The organism is Marinobacter sp. B-12 (genome assembly GCF_056857915.1).
Genome location: NZ_JBSXOB010000061.1, coordinates 142,762 through 158,057 on the forward strand (window position 1 = coordinate 142,762; position 15,296 = coordinate 158,057).

Below are 15,296 nucleotides of genomic sequence, written 5' to 3' on the forward strand. Positions count from 1 at the left end.
CGCAGCGAAGAATATGGAAATCTTACTCAGTGTACTGCTGTTCGCGCTGGTGTCGACGGTAACGCCAGGCCCGAACAACATCATGATCATGACATCGGGCGTCAATTTCGGGGTGTGGCGAACGCTGCCTCATTACCTCGGCATCTGTATCGGCTTTCCCGCCATGGTGGTTGCGATCAGCCTGGGTTTGGGGAAAGTGTTTGAAGCATTTCCGCAGTTGCATTTGGTGATCAAGATTCTTGGCATAACCTATTTGCTGTATCTCGCCTGGCGAATCGCGACCACAGCCACAGAGATCGACGGTGAGAAAACGAGCAAGCCGTTGTCGTTCCTTCAGGCGGCGGCCTTCCAATGGGTGAATCCCAAGGCCTGGGTTATGGCGGTTGGCGCGTTGGCGACGTTCACTACGGTCAGCAGTGGCGAAGTGCTGCAGCAGTCATTCTGGATCGGGCTGACCTTTTTGCTGGTCAGCGTGCCCTGTGTCGGTAGCTGGATGCTTGGTGGGGCAGGGTTGCGGAAATTGCTGCACAAGCCTTTGTATCGAAGGATGTTCAACTGGACCATGGGCGCGCTGCTTGCGCTGTCGGTGATTCCCATGCTGTCCGTGGAGACCGCGAAACTGGTGTAGCCGGGTTCTGACAGCGGTGGGAGCGCCACCGCCGTCAGATGTCGATGACCGACCGGGGCGAGATCAGTCTACCCGGGTGAGAGTGACATCGATGTTGCCGCGGGTGGCGTTCGAGTAAGGGCACACCTGGTGGGCTGCATCGATCAACTGCTTCGCCTTGCTATCGTCCATGCCCGGTAGAGAGATTTTCAGTTCCACCTCAATCCCGAAGCCTCCGGGAATCTGGCCGATGCCGACCACACCCTCAATGGACGCATCCTCTGGCATGGGAAGCTTGTCCCGGCCGGCGACGAATTTCATGGCGCCGATGAAGCACGCAGAATAACCGGCCGCGAACAACTGCTCCGGGTTGGAGCCTTTGCCGCCGGCACCACCCATTTCTTTCGGTGTTGTCAGCTCAACATCGAGAATGCCGTCTGAGGAAATGGCCCGGCCATCACGGCCACCGGTAGCTTCTGCTGACGCGCGATAAAGAACCTGTTCAATAGACATGTTTTCGACTCTCCTTGTGCGCATTACAGCGCATATTGTGTTGATGACTTTATTTTCAGATCAATGGTTGCACAAAATTATGTTTTGCACAATATAAATAAGACGTTGTGCTCTCAGCAGAATATTTTCCGGTTGCTACCATTGGCAGCGGCGTGTTTGCTCCCTAAAGTAGAGGGGTTCCCCAACGAGTGTGAGTGTGATGCCTGTCATTCAAAAACCTGTCAAAGGCGTAACAATGCCGGCCGCTGACCAGCCACTGGAGCTGCATTCTCCCGAGCAGGCGGGGGCCCTGCTGGCGGATTTCATCCACCGGCATCCTGGCCTGATGATATTGACAGGAGCCGGCGTCAGTACCGACTCCGGCATTCCAGACTATCGGGATGGCGATGGCGCGTGGAAACGCAAACAACCGGTCCAGCACCAGGACTTTATGACAAGCACGATGGTTCGCCAGCGTTACTGGGGGCGAAGCCTGATTGGTTGGCCAATCATCCGCAATGCGCGGCCCAACATCGCGCATCATCGCGTTGCTGAGTTGGAACTTCGCCGCTACAGCCGCCTGCTCGTCACCCAGAACGTGGATCGCCTGCATCAGCAGGCGGGTAGCCGTTCGGTAACGGATTTGCACGGCAGGGCTGACGAGGTTGTCTGCATGGATTGTGGATATCGCTGCAAGCGGGACGAGGTCCATGAGCGTTGCGCGGATATGAATCCGACATTTGAATATTATTCCGCCGGTGCCGCGCCGGACGGTGATGCCGATCTGGAGGTGGACTTCTCTGAGTTTCGCATTGCGGACTGCCCATGTTGCGACGGCATCCTTAAACCGGATGTGGTGTTTTTCGGGGACTACGTGCCCAAAGACCGGGTGACGTCCACACTGGACACGCTCAAGGCGTGTGATGGCCTGTTGGTGATCGGCTCGTCGTTGATGGTCTATTCCGGATTTCGGTTTTGTCGCTATGCCAGGGAATGGGGCAAGCCCATGGCGACACTGAACCTGGGCCGTACCCGTGCCGATTCACTGGTGGACCTGAAACTTAACGCCGGCATCAGTGATACCCTGGCCTACACCCTGGGCCAGCTCTGACTCTTCGGCATCTACCTATACGCATCTGAGGCTGGTTTCATTAGCTTGCTTAGATGAACGTTCATACATATTCCTACCAGCTTCAACCCGAAAAAGTCCGCGCGGAATTTTTCCGGCTTCTTCCCATCTCGCTATTTGTGGTGGCGTTTGGTGCTGCCTTTGGTTTGGCGGCCATCCAGAAAGGATTGGAGCCACTGCAGGCGATACTCATGAGCACTACGGTATTTGCGGGCGCCTCTCAGTTTGCCGCTGTCGATATGTGGGGTAGCGAGGTGTCGCTGATTCCGTTGATGGCCGTTGTATTCGCCATCAATTCCCGCCATCTGCTGATGGGAGCTTCCCTGTACCCCATGCTCAGGGATGTGTCCCCGGGTCGGCGCTATGGCTTACTGCTGCTCCTGACTGACGCCAACTGGGCTGTTTCCGCACAGGAATATCAGAGCGGTAAGCGCAACCTCGAAGTCATCCTTGGTGGCGGTCTTGTTCTGTGGGTGGCGTGGATTATCGGAACCTGGCTCGGCGTTTACTTCGGTGGGTTGCTGCAAAACCCCAAAGCACTGGGCCTGGATATGGTTCTCGGTTGTTTCCTGCTGGCCATGGCGCTTGGAGGCAACAAGTCACCGCGGACACTGGTAGCCTGGACGGTTGCAGCGATCTCGTCACTGGCTGCCTGGAAGTGGTTGCCGCCCAATACCCACGTGGTTGTCGGTGCGTTGGCGGGTGGCGCCATTGGTTTTTTCTGGATGGAAAAGAAGCCCGAAGCACCGGAATCTGTTGAGGAGGGACGTTCATCATGACGGTTGAAACCACGGTTGCCGGAACCATGGCCCTGATTGCCATCATGACGCTTGTCACCCTGGCGACGCGCTTCGGCGGTGTGTTCCTGATGTCGTTCGTAACGATCAACCCCCGCATCGAAAGCTTCATCAACACCATGGCTAGTTCGGTGCTGATCGCGATCATCGTTCCCATGGCGGTAAGCGGCGATGCGGGCTCATTGGCAGCGCTGGTTGTCACCGCCATCATCATGCTCGCCACGAAAAAGCCCCTACCCGCTATCGCAGCCGGTATTGCCAGTGCGGGGTTGGTCCGTTACCTAGGAATCACAGCACTGTAAGACGATTTGCCAATCAGGACGGGGCAGGAACGGTCTCCCAAAAATGTGCGGAGCCATGGATGGCGGAGCCCAAGCGTACATGGACGTATTCACAGCGTTTTTTGGGAGACCGTTCCTGCCCCGGCCGCCTCAGCGGCACCAGTCTCAACGTCCAGATCCGCGGGCTCTGGCATCGGATTGGTGTTACGCAGTGCCAACTCGCCGATACCAGGAAGCTTTATACCGAGTCCGAGGGGATTGATGCCCATGGACAGTCCAAGGATGTTCAATTCGAATCCCTCGCGAACACCGGCCAGAATACCAAAATAACCACCGAGCGATAGTTGATAACCGCTGCCGCCAGGTACCTCAGACAGGACACCATTTCCCAGATAGTCCTTACCAATCGCATGATTCGGTAGGGCCACGTCCATTTCCGGAATCTGGCGGATCACCCAGGCGACGAAGGTGTTGCTGTTGGGGCCGGGCCAGGCGGTGTATTCCGTCGGGTATGGGTAGCGGTCAATCACCTCATCCAGCTGATCAATAATCCGCGCTGCCTGCTCACCGCGAATATCCGCAATCAACGTCGGCGGCGCGCCGTACCAGGCACGATCCGGGTCGTCTGGCCGCGACTGGACAACGTAGTGACGCCAACCGGTGACTTCATGAACATAGTAGCCATCGGCACCCGCCTCTTTGGTGCTGATCCAGGTATGCAAGGAAAAATAACCCCGCCAGTTATAGGCGCGAGCCCCGTAGACCTGAACCACGGCCGCTTGCTCCTGCTCCGGGCGTGGAGCTATGCCCGCACTGGAACGATCTGCTGTTCGCCAGCTCCCTGAGTCCTGAAGGCTGGCGCAGGCGGCCAGGAACAGCGGGCCGGCGAGCAGAAGTGACAGTGTCAGGGTTATGCCGATAAAACAGCGTTTGAAGATCTTCATCTCACTCCGTGAACGTTCAATGACGATGACTATACGACCGAGCGATTTCTGAGTTCATTTGAGCCTTAAAGTTCCATAGGAAGCAAGCGGCCAGGCCATTTGATGGTCACGGTTTACTGGTATACGCTGAAAATACAGGCATTCGAAGCACTTGCCTGACACTCACAGTCTTTGGAGCAGGAGGCGTCATGTCCGACCATCATGTTTACAAGAAGGTGGAAGTGGTTGGCTCTTCGAAGAAAAGTATCGAGGATGCCATTGAGAATGCGATTGCCGAATGCAGCAAGAACCTTCGTAACATCGAATGGTTCGAGGTACAGGAGACGCGCGGCCATGTGGTCGACGGAAAAGTCGGGCATTATCAGGTCGTGCTCAAGATTGGCTTCAAGATTGAGGGAAGCTGACATCCGGTAGATTAGACCAGCTTCAGTGGATGACTATTCCGCATTTGACGCTATCCAACTAGAGGAGGAGGGCGCGGAATTGTGTTGAAACAACCCCCGGTTGTAAAAGAGACTGACCTGCCGCTGCTGGTGGATCTGTATGAGCTGGCCATGGCCCAGGCCTATTGGGCCGAAGGCATGAACGAGAACGCGGTGTTCAGTCTTTTCTTTCGCAAACTTCCTGAGAACCGTAATTTCGTTCTTGCCTGTGGCCAGCAGCACGTGGCCCATATTATTGAATCTCTTGCCTTCACCGACGAACACATAAAGCGCCTGGAATCCCTGGGCAGGTTCCAGCCCCAGTTTCTGGACTGGCTGCGGGAATTCCGCTTCAGTGGTTCTTTACATGCGATTGCAGAAGGAACGCCGGTATTCCCTCAGGAGCCGTTGCTGGAAGTGGAGGGGCCTGTTGCCGAGGTTCAGTTGCTGGAAAGCCTGGTGATGAACTATGTGCATCTGGAATCCGTGCTGGCGTCCAAGGCGGTCCGCCTGATTTCCGCGGCGGAAGGCCGGCCGGTCGTCGACTTCGGAATGCGCCGCACCCACGGTATGGATGCGGCACATCGGGGTGTGCGCGCGTACCGATTCGCCGGTCTGGCCGGAACCAGCAATGTCCTGGCGGGCCTGGATTTCAACATGCCGGTACACGGCACCATGGCACACAGCTTTGTACAGGCTTGTACAGATGAGATGGAGGCGTTCAGGGCCTATGCTCGACTTTACCCCGGCACGACACTACTGGTTGATACCTACGACACCCGCTCTGCAGTGGAGCGGATCATCAACTGGCTGCAAGAAGAACCAGATGTGCGTATTGGCGGTATCCGCCTGGATTCCGGTGACTTGGCCGATGAGGCTGCTGAATGCCGTCGCATGCTGGATGAGGCAGGCCTTGGCGAATTAAAAATCATGGCGAGCGGCGGTCTGGATGAATACAAGATCGCGGCGCTCGTCTCTGACAATGCCCCCATCGATGGCTTCGGTGTTGGCACTGCTATCGGAGCCTCGAACGACGAGCCGGCATTGGAGCTTGCCTTCAAGCTTACGGAGTACGCGGACCTGCCAAGAATGAAAAACTCCCCTGGCAAGCAGTCGTTCCCAGGCCGCAAGCAGGTTTACCGTCGCCTTGACCCGAACGGCCGCCTGGCACAGGACGTCGTTGCCGGCCGGGACGAAGTGTTTGATGGCGAGCCGCTATTGAAGCCGGTCATGAAGCGAGGCCTGATCATCGAAGGCGCCATTCCGACATTAGATAGTCAAGTGAACAATGCGAAGCGGGCGGTGGATGCCCTGCCGAGCCAGTTTCGCTCGCTGGAGCCTGCACATGAAAATCCGGTTTTGATCAGCGACTTTCTCAGGGCATTGCAGCGGGACACGCTGGCAAAGATTCGGGGCTGACTGAAAGGCAAAAATGTGAGATTTCCTGTGGCCCGGGCTTACCGAAGCATGCGCCGTCTGATAGCGCCAACCAACTGGTTCAGCAATTCGCGGGACTGACCCTCGTAGAGCGTGTGGAACTTTTCCTTTTGCACCTCTCGTTCATGGCTGGTGTTCGACGACAGGGAGTCTTTGCGTAGATCCATGAAATGGCAGGCGGCCAGGTGGGCCCTTATATTGTTATCAATCAGTTGCGTAATGAGCCCGTCAATGTCGTCATGGCAAAACGGACGTACGCGGTTAAGGGTGCTTCGTGCATCCAGTGCCGCCTTGCGGGCTTCCAGGCGTAATTCGCCGGCGGGTTCATCAGACTCCACAGAACGCAGAAACATGCCCAGCTTGTCGTGCAGTAGCCAGACCAGGGGCCAGATGGCCTCGTAAGCGGCTTTTTCAGCGGAGAACTGCTCACTGGCAATTGCGTTTCCGGTTTCCGTGGAGCTGGGGCTGTTGAACTGGGACACGCGTATTTCGTCCATGTCGTGCCATAGGCTGTCGACGCGCTGTTTGACGGTATCGCTTTGTTCCGCTGCGGCCCGTTTGGCGGTGGACGCCGAAAACAGGGCGACGACTGCCACAATGAGCGCGGCAATCGCGATGAAAAACGTCAGCTGTGTTGTCGCGAGAAAGTCGAAAAGGTAGTCCATATCCATGGCTGCCCGCTCCGGTAAGTGTCTGCACGACCCCTGGCTCGCTACTGGTTCTGCTCGGTTTGTCTGAACGGCAGCGCCCGTAGGGCATCTTCAGTATAGGCCATGACATGCTCTGCTTCTTCGCTGGTAAACCTTTCGATGGCGTCGCGAAACCCGGGATGCATAACGCCATGCCAGGAATGGGTGATCACCGGCTCAAACCCCCGAACCAGTTTGTGTTCCCCCTGCGCGCCAGCATCGAAGCGTGCCAGCCCCAGCCGTATGGCCAGTTCAATGCCTTGATAGTAACAGGTTTCAAAATGCAGGTGGTCGAATTCCTCCAGGCAGCCCCAGTAACGCCCGTAGAGCGTATCTTCACCCGTCAGGAACAGGGCGCCGGCGATCATCTCACCCCCTATTACCGCCATGACCAGGTGGAGTTGCTCCGCTTGGCGGTCTTTCAGCAGGCGGAAAAAGGCCTTGTTCAGGTACGGCCGCTGGCCCCGTTTCAGGTAGGTGGCCTGGTAAAACACGTGGAAGGCCGCGAGCACATTGTCCGGGATATCGTCTCCCGAAAACTGTCGGAATGAAATGCCCTGATCCGCAACCTGTCTCCTTTCCTTACGGATCGATTTGCGCTTGCGCGACGTCAGTCGGGCGAGAAAGTCCTCGAAGGTGGTGTAGCCGTGGTTGTGCCAGTGGAACTGGCAGCCGATACGGTGAAGCTGGTCGCTCCTGTCCAGCAATGTCTGGTCCTGGCGATCCGGGAAAAGCAGGTGCCAGGAGTGGGCGCCCAGGCGGGTGGTGGTGGCATCCAGCGCATCGTGGATTCGTTCGGGTGTCATCCACTGGCGAAGGCCTTCCGAGAACAAAAGCCGTGGTCCCTGGCAGGGTGTAAACGGAACGGCAATCAGCAGCTTGGGATAGTAATCCATGCCATAGCGCTGATAGGCATCGGCCCAGGCCCAGTCAAAGACGTATTCTCCCATGGAGTGAGTTTTCAGGTAGGCCGGAGCCACTCCGGCTAGCTGGTTGTCCAGGTAGAACGCCAGATGGGCCGGCTGCCAACCTGTCGCGGTGGTTGTACAGCCAGACTCTTCCAGTGCAAGCAGGAACTCGTGTTTAAGAAAGGGGTTGTAAGGGCCGACAAACCCGTTCCAGTCCTGCGGATGGATGTCACCAATCGACTGGACGGGGCGGATTGTCAGTGATGCGATACCGGGTTCTGGCATGGTCAGGGCTTCTCCGTGGTTTACCCAGTACCATACGTCAGAACCCGGGGTTTGATCACTGCCCGGAAGTACGGTTTTCCATGCGCTCACAGCGCTTTTCCATTTTCTCCTGCCATTTCTCCATTCTGGCGCGGCGCTTCTCCCGCCTCTCCTCGTGAATATCGTCCCAGATCTCGCGCTGCTCGGCGGTCAGTTTCAGGCGATTTGCCATTTCATTACGATGCTCGTCCAATTTTTCCTGGCGTTTTTCGTCGTTGAACCTGCCTTTGCCTTCACGCATGTTCTCGCACATTTCGGCTATATCGTGTTTGCCACGATGGTGGTCGCCATGGTCCGAGGCCATCGCCATGGGGCTGGTGAAAAAGGCCGCGGCGATCAAAGCACCAGCAATGCGTCCGGAAGTGATGTGTTTCATTGGGTGTTCTCCTGTGTTGTAAATGAGCCTGCACCAGCAGACCCGGTCTGAACTCACAGGGACTATGCTAACGGAGGTTGGTGTCAGGCGGCGTCAGCGAACTGTAAAGGTTATGCAAAGGAAAATGATGCAAATCAGTGGACTTGCGGGAGCGTGTTAGACTGCATTCAGTCACAACGGAGGATTGCCATGCAGAACCGGGTGCTGTTGGTTGAAGACGACGAGGAGTTGCGGGAACTGCTGTCCCGCTATCTGGCCAATCAGGGCTTTACCGTAAGAGAAGCCGCAAACGGTCAGGATGGATTGTCACTGGCACTGGGCCAGCATTGCGACCTGGTAGTGCTGGATATCATGTTGCCGGATATCAGTGGCCTGGAAGTGCTGCGTCAGTTAAGGGCAAAAACCCATCTCCCTGTTGTACTGCTGACCGCCCGTGGCGATGAGACGGATCGAATCGTGGGTTTTGAGGTTGGCGCGGATGATTACATACCCAAACCCTGCAATCCCCGGGAACTCATCGCCAGGCTACAGGCATTGCTTCGCCGTGTTGCCTGGGATCAGGAAGTGGGGATGGATGAGTCAAGGGCATACGGCGACTTGCGGGTCGAGCCGGTTCATCGTCGAATCTGTCAGAACGACATGGCGCTGGATCTGACGGCTACCGAATACGAGGTGTTGCAGGTTCTGCTGGCCCATGCTGGCAGTGTGGTACGTAAGACGGACCTCATGCAGTGGGCTCTGGGTCGTCGACTGGAAGCCTATGATCGCACCCTGGATATGCACATCAGCAATCTTCGGAAAAAGCTGGGGAACGATGACCCGCCCCGAATCGAAACTGTACGCGGGCTGGGCTACAGCTATCGGGTGCCAGTATGACCCGGCGGCTCAGGTTTCCCCTGTTCTGGCGGATATTCCTGTCGATCTGGCTGGCTATGGCGGTCACAGTGCTGATGAGCAATGTGGCAACCCGTGCCCTGATGGAGCGGGAACGAATAGCCATCGAGCGACAGGTCGGCCTGCGGGAACTGGCGCTGGAGGCTCTGGTGGTCAGGGAGAATGAAGGCCGAGGCGCTGCCTGGCGCTTCCTGAAGGAGCAGGGTAAGAGCCTGGATCTTCACCTGTTGTTGATAGATGCGGATCGCAACGACGGCGACCTGCCTTCCTCCATCCGCGAGCGGATGAAATCGGGTGGTTGGCACCGGCAAAAACCGGCGGTTATTGAGGTTGGTGAGGACCATCGCCTGGTGGCCTGGCCCCGCCTGGATGGCGAAGGCTGGCTTGATCCCAAGCTGTTCCGTCTCCTGGAATTGGGGCTGGCGTTCGTCATCATCACGCTCGCCTGTTGGTGGATTGCGCGCCTGGTGTCCCGCCCCCTGAAGCACATGGAATCCACCGCTCGTGCGATCGCTGAAGGTGACAACGCGCTTCGAGTCAGCGATCGCATCGCGAATCGACGGGATGAGGTGGGTGCTTTAGCGACAGCCTTCAACGCCATGACCCAGCAACTGTGCAGTTTGCTCGAGCGCCAGACACACCTGTTGCGTGATATATCCCACGATCTCCGAACTCCACTGACGCGGCAGCGTATTGCGATCGAGCTGGCCAGTGACGGTAGCGTGGATGCGGATCTGTTGGCGTCGATCCTGCGGCAGAATGAACGTCTGGAAGCGATGACCTCCCAGATCCTGACGCTTTACCGGGTCTCGGAGCAGGGAAGCGACATCGAGCGGGAAGCCGTGCAGCCGGTCGTGGTGATCAATGACGTTCTGAGGGATGCGGCGGACTACGCCGAGCACCGTGGAGTGGATTGCCAGCTTATGGTGGATGAGGGCTGCCGCAACACGTCGCTGTTAGGGGATCGCGGGCTCATTCAGCGGGCACTGGACAATGTCCTTCAGAATGCCCTGGATCATACGCCGCCGGGAAAGAAGGTGCATGTTGCGTTGCGCTGTGATCAGCGGCAATTGTTGGTGGACATACGGGATGAAGGCCCAGGCGTGCCTGAAGACGTTCTGCCCCATCTCTTTGAGCCCTTCTACAGGGCCGATAAGTCTCGCGGTGGCAAGGGGTGGGGGCTTGGCCTGGCCATTGCGAAGGACATTGTTGCCATCCATGATGGCCGGATAGAGGCGTTCAACACCGAGCCGCACGGTTTGGTGGTGGTGTTGAGATTTCCGCTCTTCACCGCTGGCTGAAAAGCAGAAAAGGCTTGGTGTCGGCCTCATGATGGCTGTGTGTCAGGAGCTGGTTTTATGCCCAAGGATTACCCCATACCCGCTGGCTTTCTGGAACGGGAGACAGAAATCAAAAAGAGCCGGTTTATTGCCCGGGTTGCCCCGGTTTCGTCCCGGGATGACGTTAAGACATGGCTCGAACAGGCCCGGAAAGACCACCCGGATGCTCGCCACATCTGCTGGGCCTATCAGATAGGCCGGCCCGGCGCGGCCGCCGAAGCCGCGATGAATGATGATGGCGAACCATCGGGAACCGCTGGAAAGCCCATTCTCGGTGTCATTCAGCACAAGGATCTGGGAGACGTGCTGGTGATGGTGATACGGTATTTTGGCGGTATCAAACTCGGGGCCGGCGGCCTCGTCAGGGCCTATGCCGGGGCGACTGAAGCTGTCCTTTCGGGGGTTGAAAGGGTGATTCAGCAACCCATGTCACGAGTAACGGTGACCATGACCTTCGCAGATGAACAGCCGCTCAGGCATTGGTGTGACCAAAACGGCGCAGAGATTGATCGCGTTGGGTACAGCGCCGGCGTAACAGCTGACGTGAGCCTGGTGGAGGCGCGGAACCAGGAATTCACGGCGTTTTGTGATGCTCGCGGTATGAGTTACCGTTTTGATCGTTAAGGAACCATTTGCGAAACGCTTCGTGTCGACTGTGCGTATACTTTAATGAATGAAGTATGGAAAGAGGCAACCAAGATTATGAAAGTTATCCTTGTATCCCTGTTTTTGATGGCCCTAACGGGCTGTGCCAGCAACGTAGTCACTGATTACGATTCCAGCGCGGTCTTCGGTAGCTACAGTTCCTGGGCATTTGCACCGAAGGGCAAGGACCAGTCGTTCACTTCGCTTGATGGTGGTCGGATAGAGAGTGCGGTCGAGAGGGAACTGAACCGAAAAGCCATGCGTAAGGTGGCAGAAAACGAGGCGGATCTGCTTGTCACCTGGCAGGTGGTTGAGGAGGAGCGTCTCGAGCGCAGCGGTGTTGGGCTCGGCTTCGGCTTTGGCCATGGTAACTTTGGCTGGGGGTTGTCGTCGGCTCCACCAGTGCGCGAAATTCAGGAAGGCAAGCTGGTGGTGGAGCTGGTCGATACGGAGACTGATCGTGTCGTCTGGCGCGCAGCGAGCCGGCGTTACCTGAATGAGAACCAGGCAACCGAGTCGCGGCGGGAGCTGATCGACGAGATTGTCGCGGACATGTTTGAAAAATACCCTCCCGGGACGTGAGTGTCCCGTCAGGGCTCTTAAACAACATGAGGCCGTTTATGAAGAATCGTTCTGGGGGACTGGTGTTCTCCACGGAACAGGGACGGATGTGCCCGGATTGTCGCCACCCCGTTGATGAATGCGTCTGCGGGAAACCGGTTCGTCCCGCCGGTGATGGCGTCGTGCGCGTCAGCCGGGAAACCAAGGGGCGTAAAGGAAAGGGTGTGACCTTGATTACCGGTATCCCGATGGACGACAAGGAACTGAAAGCGTTCGCGAAGGTGTTGAAAGCCCGATGCGGAACCGGTGGCACGGTGAAGGAGGGCACTGTGGAGATCCAGGGTGACCAGCGAGACCTGCTGGTGCCCCTTTTAAAGGAAAAAGGTTGGACGGTGAAGCGATCCGGTGGCTGAGTTTTGTATACTCTTATGTATACTATGAGGCGTTCTGAACTTGATCAACCGGAGAAAGTGAATGCACGTACTGGTACTGGGTGCAGGTGTTGTTGGTGTTGCAAGCGCATGGTTCCTAAAGCAGCAGGGATATGACGTCACCGTTGTAGACCGGCAAAATCAGGCGGGCACCGAAACCAGTTATGCCAACGGCGGCCAGATATCGGTATCCCATGCGGAGCCCTGGGCCAACCCCTCGGCCCCCTTGAAGATACTCAGGTGGCTGGCCCGGTCCGATGCACCACTGCTTTTTCGTCCCCGCCTGGACCCGGCGCAGTGGCGCTGGGCGATGGCTTTTCTAAAGCAGTGCACGGCTTCCCGGGCGGCTTATAACATTCGACAGATTGTCAATCTGGGGATCTACAGCCGTACCCATTTGCAGGCGTTGCGACAGGATATCGGCATTGAATACGACCACCTCGAGAGAGGCATCCTGCATTTCTACACCAACCCCGGAGAATTCGAATCTGCCCTGAACCCAGCCCGCATCATGCGGGAGCTGGGGTGTGATCGTCAGGTGATTGACGCCAACAGGGCGGTGGAACTGGAGACCGCCCTGGCTCCGGTTAAAGACCGGATTGCTGGCGCCACCTACACCTCCGAAGACGAATCCGGCGATGCCCGTCAATTTACCCAGGCCCTGGCGAAAAAAGCAGAGGGAGCCGGCGTGGAGTTCCTCTACAACAGCGAGATTCTGGGGTTCGAGAACACTCAGGATCGGGTACTTGGAGTCAACATTATTCGCGAAGGCCGCCACCAGATTCTTCGTGCCGACAACTACGTGCTGTGCCTGGGTAGCTACAGCGCTACTCTCGCTCGAAAACTGGGCCTGACTCTGAATGTTTACCCCGCGAAAGGCTATTCCATCACCGTGCCGGTGAAGAACGAGGCCGCTGCCTTCAACGTCAGCCTTACCGACGATGAGTACAAACTGGTGTACTCAAGACTGGGCGACCGTATACGGGTGGCAGGCACCGCGGAACTGAGCGGCTACAACCGCGAACTGAACCTGCCCCGATGCCGCGCGATCGTCCGGCGCACCGCAGAGTTGATGCCCGATGCAGGGCACTGGGAAAAGGCCGAATTCTGGGCCGGATTGCGCCCGGCGACCCCCTCCAACGTGCCTTACATCGGAAAGAGCCATTTCGGCAACCTCTACCTGAACACCGGCCATGGCACGTTGGGGTGGACACATTCCTGCGGTTCCGCGGCAGCTTTGGCGGACATTGTGGCCGGTCGCACCCCCGATGTGGATTTTGCGTTTACCGGGCTTTAGTGCTCCCGCAACTGATCCCGGATCAGTTTCTTGTTGATCTTGCCGACGCTCGTTTTCGGTATGTCGTCGACGAAATCAATCTGGTTCGGTATGGCCCACTTATTGATCTCACCGGAATCCACGAACTGCTTCAGGTGATTCTGGATATCGTCCAGTGACGCTTCCTCTCCGGGCTTGAGGGTAACCAGTGCGTGGGGGCGTTCGCCCCACTTCTCGTCGGGCACGCCCACAACCGCTGCCCCAGCGACGGCTGGATGCTGACTGATCAGGTTTTCCAGATCCAGGGAGGACAGCCATTCACCGCCAGTTTTGATCACATCTTTAATGCGGTCCTTGATCAGCAGTGTGTTGTCTGTCCCCAGGCTGGCCACGTCCCCCGTGTGCAGCCAGCCACCTTGCCAGAGCTCCTCGCCTTTCTCCGGCTCCTTGAAGTAACTCTGGGTCAGCCACGGTGCCCGGGCAACCACTTCGCCCTTGGCCTCGCCGTCATGGGGTACCGGTTTGCCCTCAGGGGTCACGATTTCCAGTTCCACCATGGGCACCGCAATACCTGTCTTGATGCGTTTGGAGGTCTGCTGCTCCAGAGGCAGTTCCAGATCCTCTGCTGTCAGATGAGTGGTGCTGAGAAGCGGGCAGGTTTCCGACATGCCATACCCCGTGTACATGGACACGCCCAGTCTGGCCCCGGCGTCACACAGGCCGCGCGTAAGGGCGCTGCCACCGATCAGTACGTGCCAGTTGCTGAGGTCGGCCGTCTTGATGGATTCGGTTGCCATCATCATCTGCATGACCGTTGGTACACAGTGGGAGAAGGTCACCTTGTGCTCCTTGAGGAGGTCGACCAGCAGTTCCGGTTCATAGCGTCCGGGGTAGACCTGTTTTATGCCCAGCATGGTGGCGGCGTAGGGCACACCCCAGGCATGCACGTGAAACATCGGGGTCACGGGCATGTAAACGGACGAAGACCTGAGTAGCGGCATCTCATCATACGCGGACAAAGAGCCGGTCATTGCCAGTGTATGGAGAACGAGCTGGCGGTGACTGAAGAAAACACCCTTTGGGTTCCCGGTGGTACCGGTGGTGTAGAAAGTGGTGGCGATGCTGTTCTCGTCGAAGTCCGGGAAGTCGAACGTTTTAGCGGCCTTGGCAAGCAGGTGTTCGTATTCGCCGAGCGATGGCAGTGATGTGGTTTTGGCTTGTGCCTCGTCACTCAGTTGGATGTAGTGTTTGACCGTGTTGATCTCGTCTTTCACGCCTTCCAGGATGGGCAGGAAGTCATCGTGGACCATCACCACATCGTCTTCAGCGTGGTTCATGGTGTAGACAATCTGCTCGGGCGACAGGCGCACGTTCACCGTATGCAATACGGCACCAATCATCGGGATGGCGAAGAAGCATTCCAGGTACCGGGGCGTATCCCAGTCCATCACCGCGACGGTGTCACCCGGTTTAACGCCCGCGTCGGTGAGAGCGTTGGCCAGTTGGTTAATACGCTCAACCAGGTCGGTATAGGTGTACTTGCTGCGGTTGGCGTAAACGATTTCCTGGTCGGGAGAGTACCGGGGGCCGGAAAGAAGCAGTTGTTTGATCAGCAGCGGGTATTGGTGGGCGTTGTCTGCCGGCTTCAGGATGCGGGTCTGTGCCATGATTCGGTGCCTCTCTCAATTGTTTAATTTATAACGAGAAGAGGGGTAAATCTGACACAGTTTCTGGTTTACGGAA

The 15,296-nt window shown here is 57.2% G+C and carries 18 protein-coding genes; 12 read left to right on the top strand and 6 right to left on the bottom strand.

The window, feature by feature from the left end; all coding sequences use genetic code 11:
• The first annotated feature begins 13 nt into the window (after positions 1-13).
• On the top strand, positions 14-628 hold the full coding sequence (locus AC13D2_RS15965; RefSeq protein WP_300492761.1) for a LysE family translocator: 615 nt from the start codon (positions 14-16) through the stop codon (positions 626-628).
• A 63-nt stretch (positions 629-691) separates the two neighbouring features.
• On the opposite strand, the gene AC13D2_RS15970 is transcribed toward AC13D2_RS15965, so the two are convergent.
• On the bottom strand, positions 692-1,120 hold the full coding sequence (locus tag AC13D2_RS15970) for an organic hydroperoxide resistance protein (protein ID WP_292049823.1): 429 nt from the start codon (positions 1,118-1,120) through the stop codon (positions 692-694).
• A 235-nt stretch (positions 1,121-1,355) separates the two neighbouring features.
• Here AC13D2_RS15970 and AC13D2_RS15975 point away from each other — a divergent pair, with 235 nt between their 5' ends.
• The 3 genes from AC13D2_RS15975 to AC13D2_RS15985 are packed head-to-tail and all read left to right on the top strand — an operon-like array spanning position 1,356 to position 3,327.
• Positions 1,356-2,210, top strand: coding sequence for an NAD-dependent protein deacetylase (locus AC13D2_RS15975; protein WP_292049822.1), 855 nt, complete (start codon positions 1,356-1,358; stop codon positions 2,208-2,210).
• 53 nt (positions 2,211-2,263) lie between these two features.
• Complete coding sequence (locus AC13D2_RS15980; RefSeq protein WP_292049821.1) at positions 2,264-3,007, top strand: AzlC family ABC transporter permease; 744 nt, start codon at positions 2,264-2,266, stop codon at positions 3,005-3,007.
• Complete coding sequence (locus tag AC13D2_RS15985) at positions 3,004-3,327, top strand: AzlD family protein (RefSeq protein WP_292049820.1); 324 nt, start codon at positions 3,004-3,006, stop codon at positions 3,325-3,327. The genes AC13D2_RS15980 and AC13D2_RS15985 overlap by 4 nt, the downstream gene beginning before the upstream one ends.
• An 89-nt stretch (positions 3,328-3,416) precedes the next feature.
• Here the strand turns inward: AC13D2_RS15985 and AC13D2_RS15990 are convergent, their stop codons facing one another.
• Positions 3,417-4,250, bottom strand: a complete 834-nt coding sequence (locus tag AC13D2_RS15990) for a DUF3750 domain-containing protein (RefSeq protein ID WP_292049819.1) — start codon at positions 4,248-4,250, stop codon at positions 3,417-3,419.
• A 188-nt stretch (positions 4,251-4,438) separates the two neighbouring features.
• On the opposite strand from AC13D2_RS15990, the gene AC13D2_RS15995 reads away from it, so the two are divergent.
• Both AC13D2_RS15995 and AC13D2_RS16000 read left to right on the top strand, forming a co-directional pair.
• Positions 4,439-4,654 carry a dodecin gene (locus AC13D2_RS15995; RefSeq protein WP_007154494.1) on the top strand — a complete coding sequence of 72 codons (216 nt, stop codon included), beginning with the start codon at positions 4,439-4,441 and terminating at the stop codon, positions 4,652-4,654.
• A gap of 81 nt (positions 4,655-4,735) precedes the next feature.
• Positions 4,736-6,091, top strand: coding sequence for a nicotinate phosphoribosyltransferase (locus AC13D2_RS16000; protein WP_300492754.1), 1,356 nt, complete (start codon positions 4,736-4,738; stop codon positions 6,089-6,091).
• A gap of 38 nt (positions 6,092-6,129) precedes the next feature.
• On the opposite strand, the gene AC13D2_RS16005 is transcribed toward AC13D2_RS16000, so the two are convergent.
• Genes AC13D2_RS16005 through AC13D2_RS16015 form a run of 3 tightly spaced genes read right to left on the bottom strand, consistent with a single transcriptional unit; the run spans position 6,130 to position 8,406 of the window.
• Entirely contained in the window at positions 6,130-6,780 is a 651-nt protein-coding gene (locus tag AC13D2_RS16005) for a hypothetical protein (RefSeq protein WP_041332351.1), read from the bottom strand.
• 41 nt (positions 6,781-6,821) lie between these two features.
• A complete protein-coding gene (locus AC13D2_RS16010; RefSeq protein WP_041336341.1) occupies positions 6,822-7,991 on the bottom strand; it encodes a GNAT family N-acetyltransferase in 1,170 nt (389 codons plus the stop codon).
• Positions 7,992-8,046: 55 nt separating this feature from the next.
• Positions 8,047-8,406 carry a hypothetical protein gene (locus AC13D2_RS16015; protein ID WP_420389256.1) on the bottom strand — a complete coding sequence of 120 codons (360 nt, stop codon included), beginning with the start codon at positions 8,404-8,406 and terminating at the stop codon, positions 8,047-8,049.
• A 189-nt stretch (positions 8,407-8,595) separates the two neighbouring features.
• On the opposite strand from AC13D2_RS16015, the gene AC13D2_RS16020 reads away from it, so the two are divergent.
• The 6 genes from AC13D2_RS16020 to AC13D2_RS16045 all read left to right on the top strand — a co-directional run bounded on the left by AC13D2_RS16020 (position 8,596) and on the right by AC13D2_RS16045 (position 13,574).
• On the top strand, positions 8,596-9,282 hold the full coding sequence (locus AC13D2_RS16020; RefSeq protein WP_041332353.1) for a response regulator transcription factor: 687 nt from the start codon (positions 8,596-8,598) through the stop codon (positions 9,280-9,282).
• Positions 9,279-10,601 carry a HAMP domain-containing sensor histidine kinase gene (locus AC13D2_RS16025; RefSeq protein ID WP_300492749.1) on the top strand — a complete coding sequence of 441 codons (1,323 nt, stop codon included), beginning with the start codon at positions 9,279-9,281 and terminating at the stop codon, positions 10,599-10,601. The genes AC13D2_RS16020 and AC13D2_RS16025 overlap by 4 nt, the downstream gene beginning before the upstream one ends.
• Before the next feature lie 57 nt (positions 10,602-10,658).
• On the top strand, positions 10,659-11,264 hold the full coding sequence (locus AC13D2_RS16030) for a YigZ family protein (protein ID WP_041332355.1): 606 nt from the start codon (positions 10,659-10,661) through the stop codon (positions 11,262-11,264).
• Positions 11,265-11,342: 78 nt separating this feature from the next.
• Positions 11,343-11,867, top strand: coding sequence for a DUF4136 domain-containing protein (locus tag AC13D2_RS16035; protein WP_041336342.1), 525 nt, complete (start codon positions 11,343-11,345; stop codon positions 11,865-11,867).
• 38 nt (positions 11,868-11,905) lie between these two features.
• The gene (locus tag AC13D2_RS16040) at positions 11,906-12,259 is read left to right on the top strand and encodes a translation initiation factor Sui1 (RefSeq protein ID WP_041332358.1); all 354 of its coding nucleotides are present in this window, start codon (positions 11,906-11,908) and stop codon (positions 12,257-12,259) included.
• A 61-nt stretch (positions 12,260-12,320) separates the two neighbouring features.
• On the top strand, positions 12,321-13,574 hold the full coding sequence (locus tag AC13D2_RS16045; protein WP_300492746.1) for a D-amino acid dehydrogenase: 1,254 nt from the start codon (positions 12,321-12,323) through the stop codon (positions 13,572-13,574).
• Here AC13D2_RS16045 and AC13D2_RS16050 read toward each other — a convergent pair.
• On the bottom strand, positions 13,571-15,220 hold the full coding sequence (locus AC13D2_RS16050) for a fatty acid--CoA ligase (protein ID WP_300492744.1): 1,650 nt from the start codon (positions 15,218-15,220) through the stop codon (positions 13,571-13,573). The two genes, AC13D2_RS16045 and AC13D2_RS16050, sit on opposite strands and share 4 nt — an antisense overlap.
• Positions 15,221-15,296 lie beyond the last annotated feature (76 nt).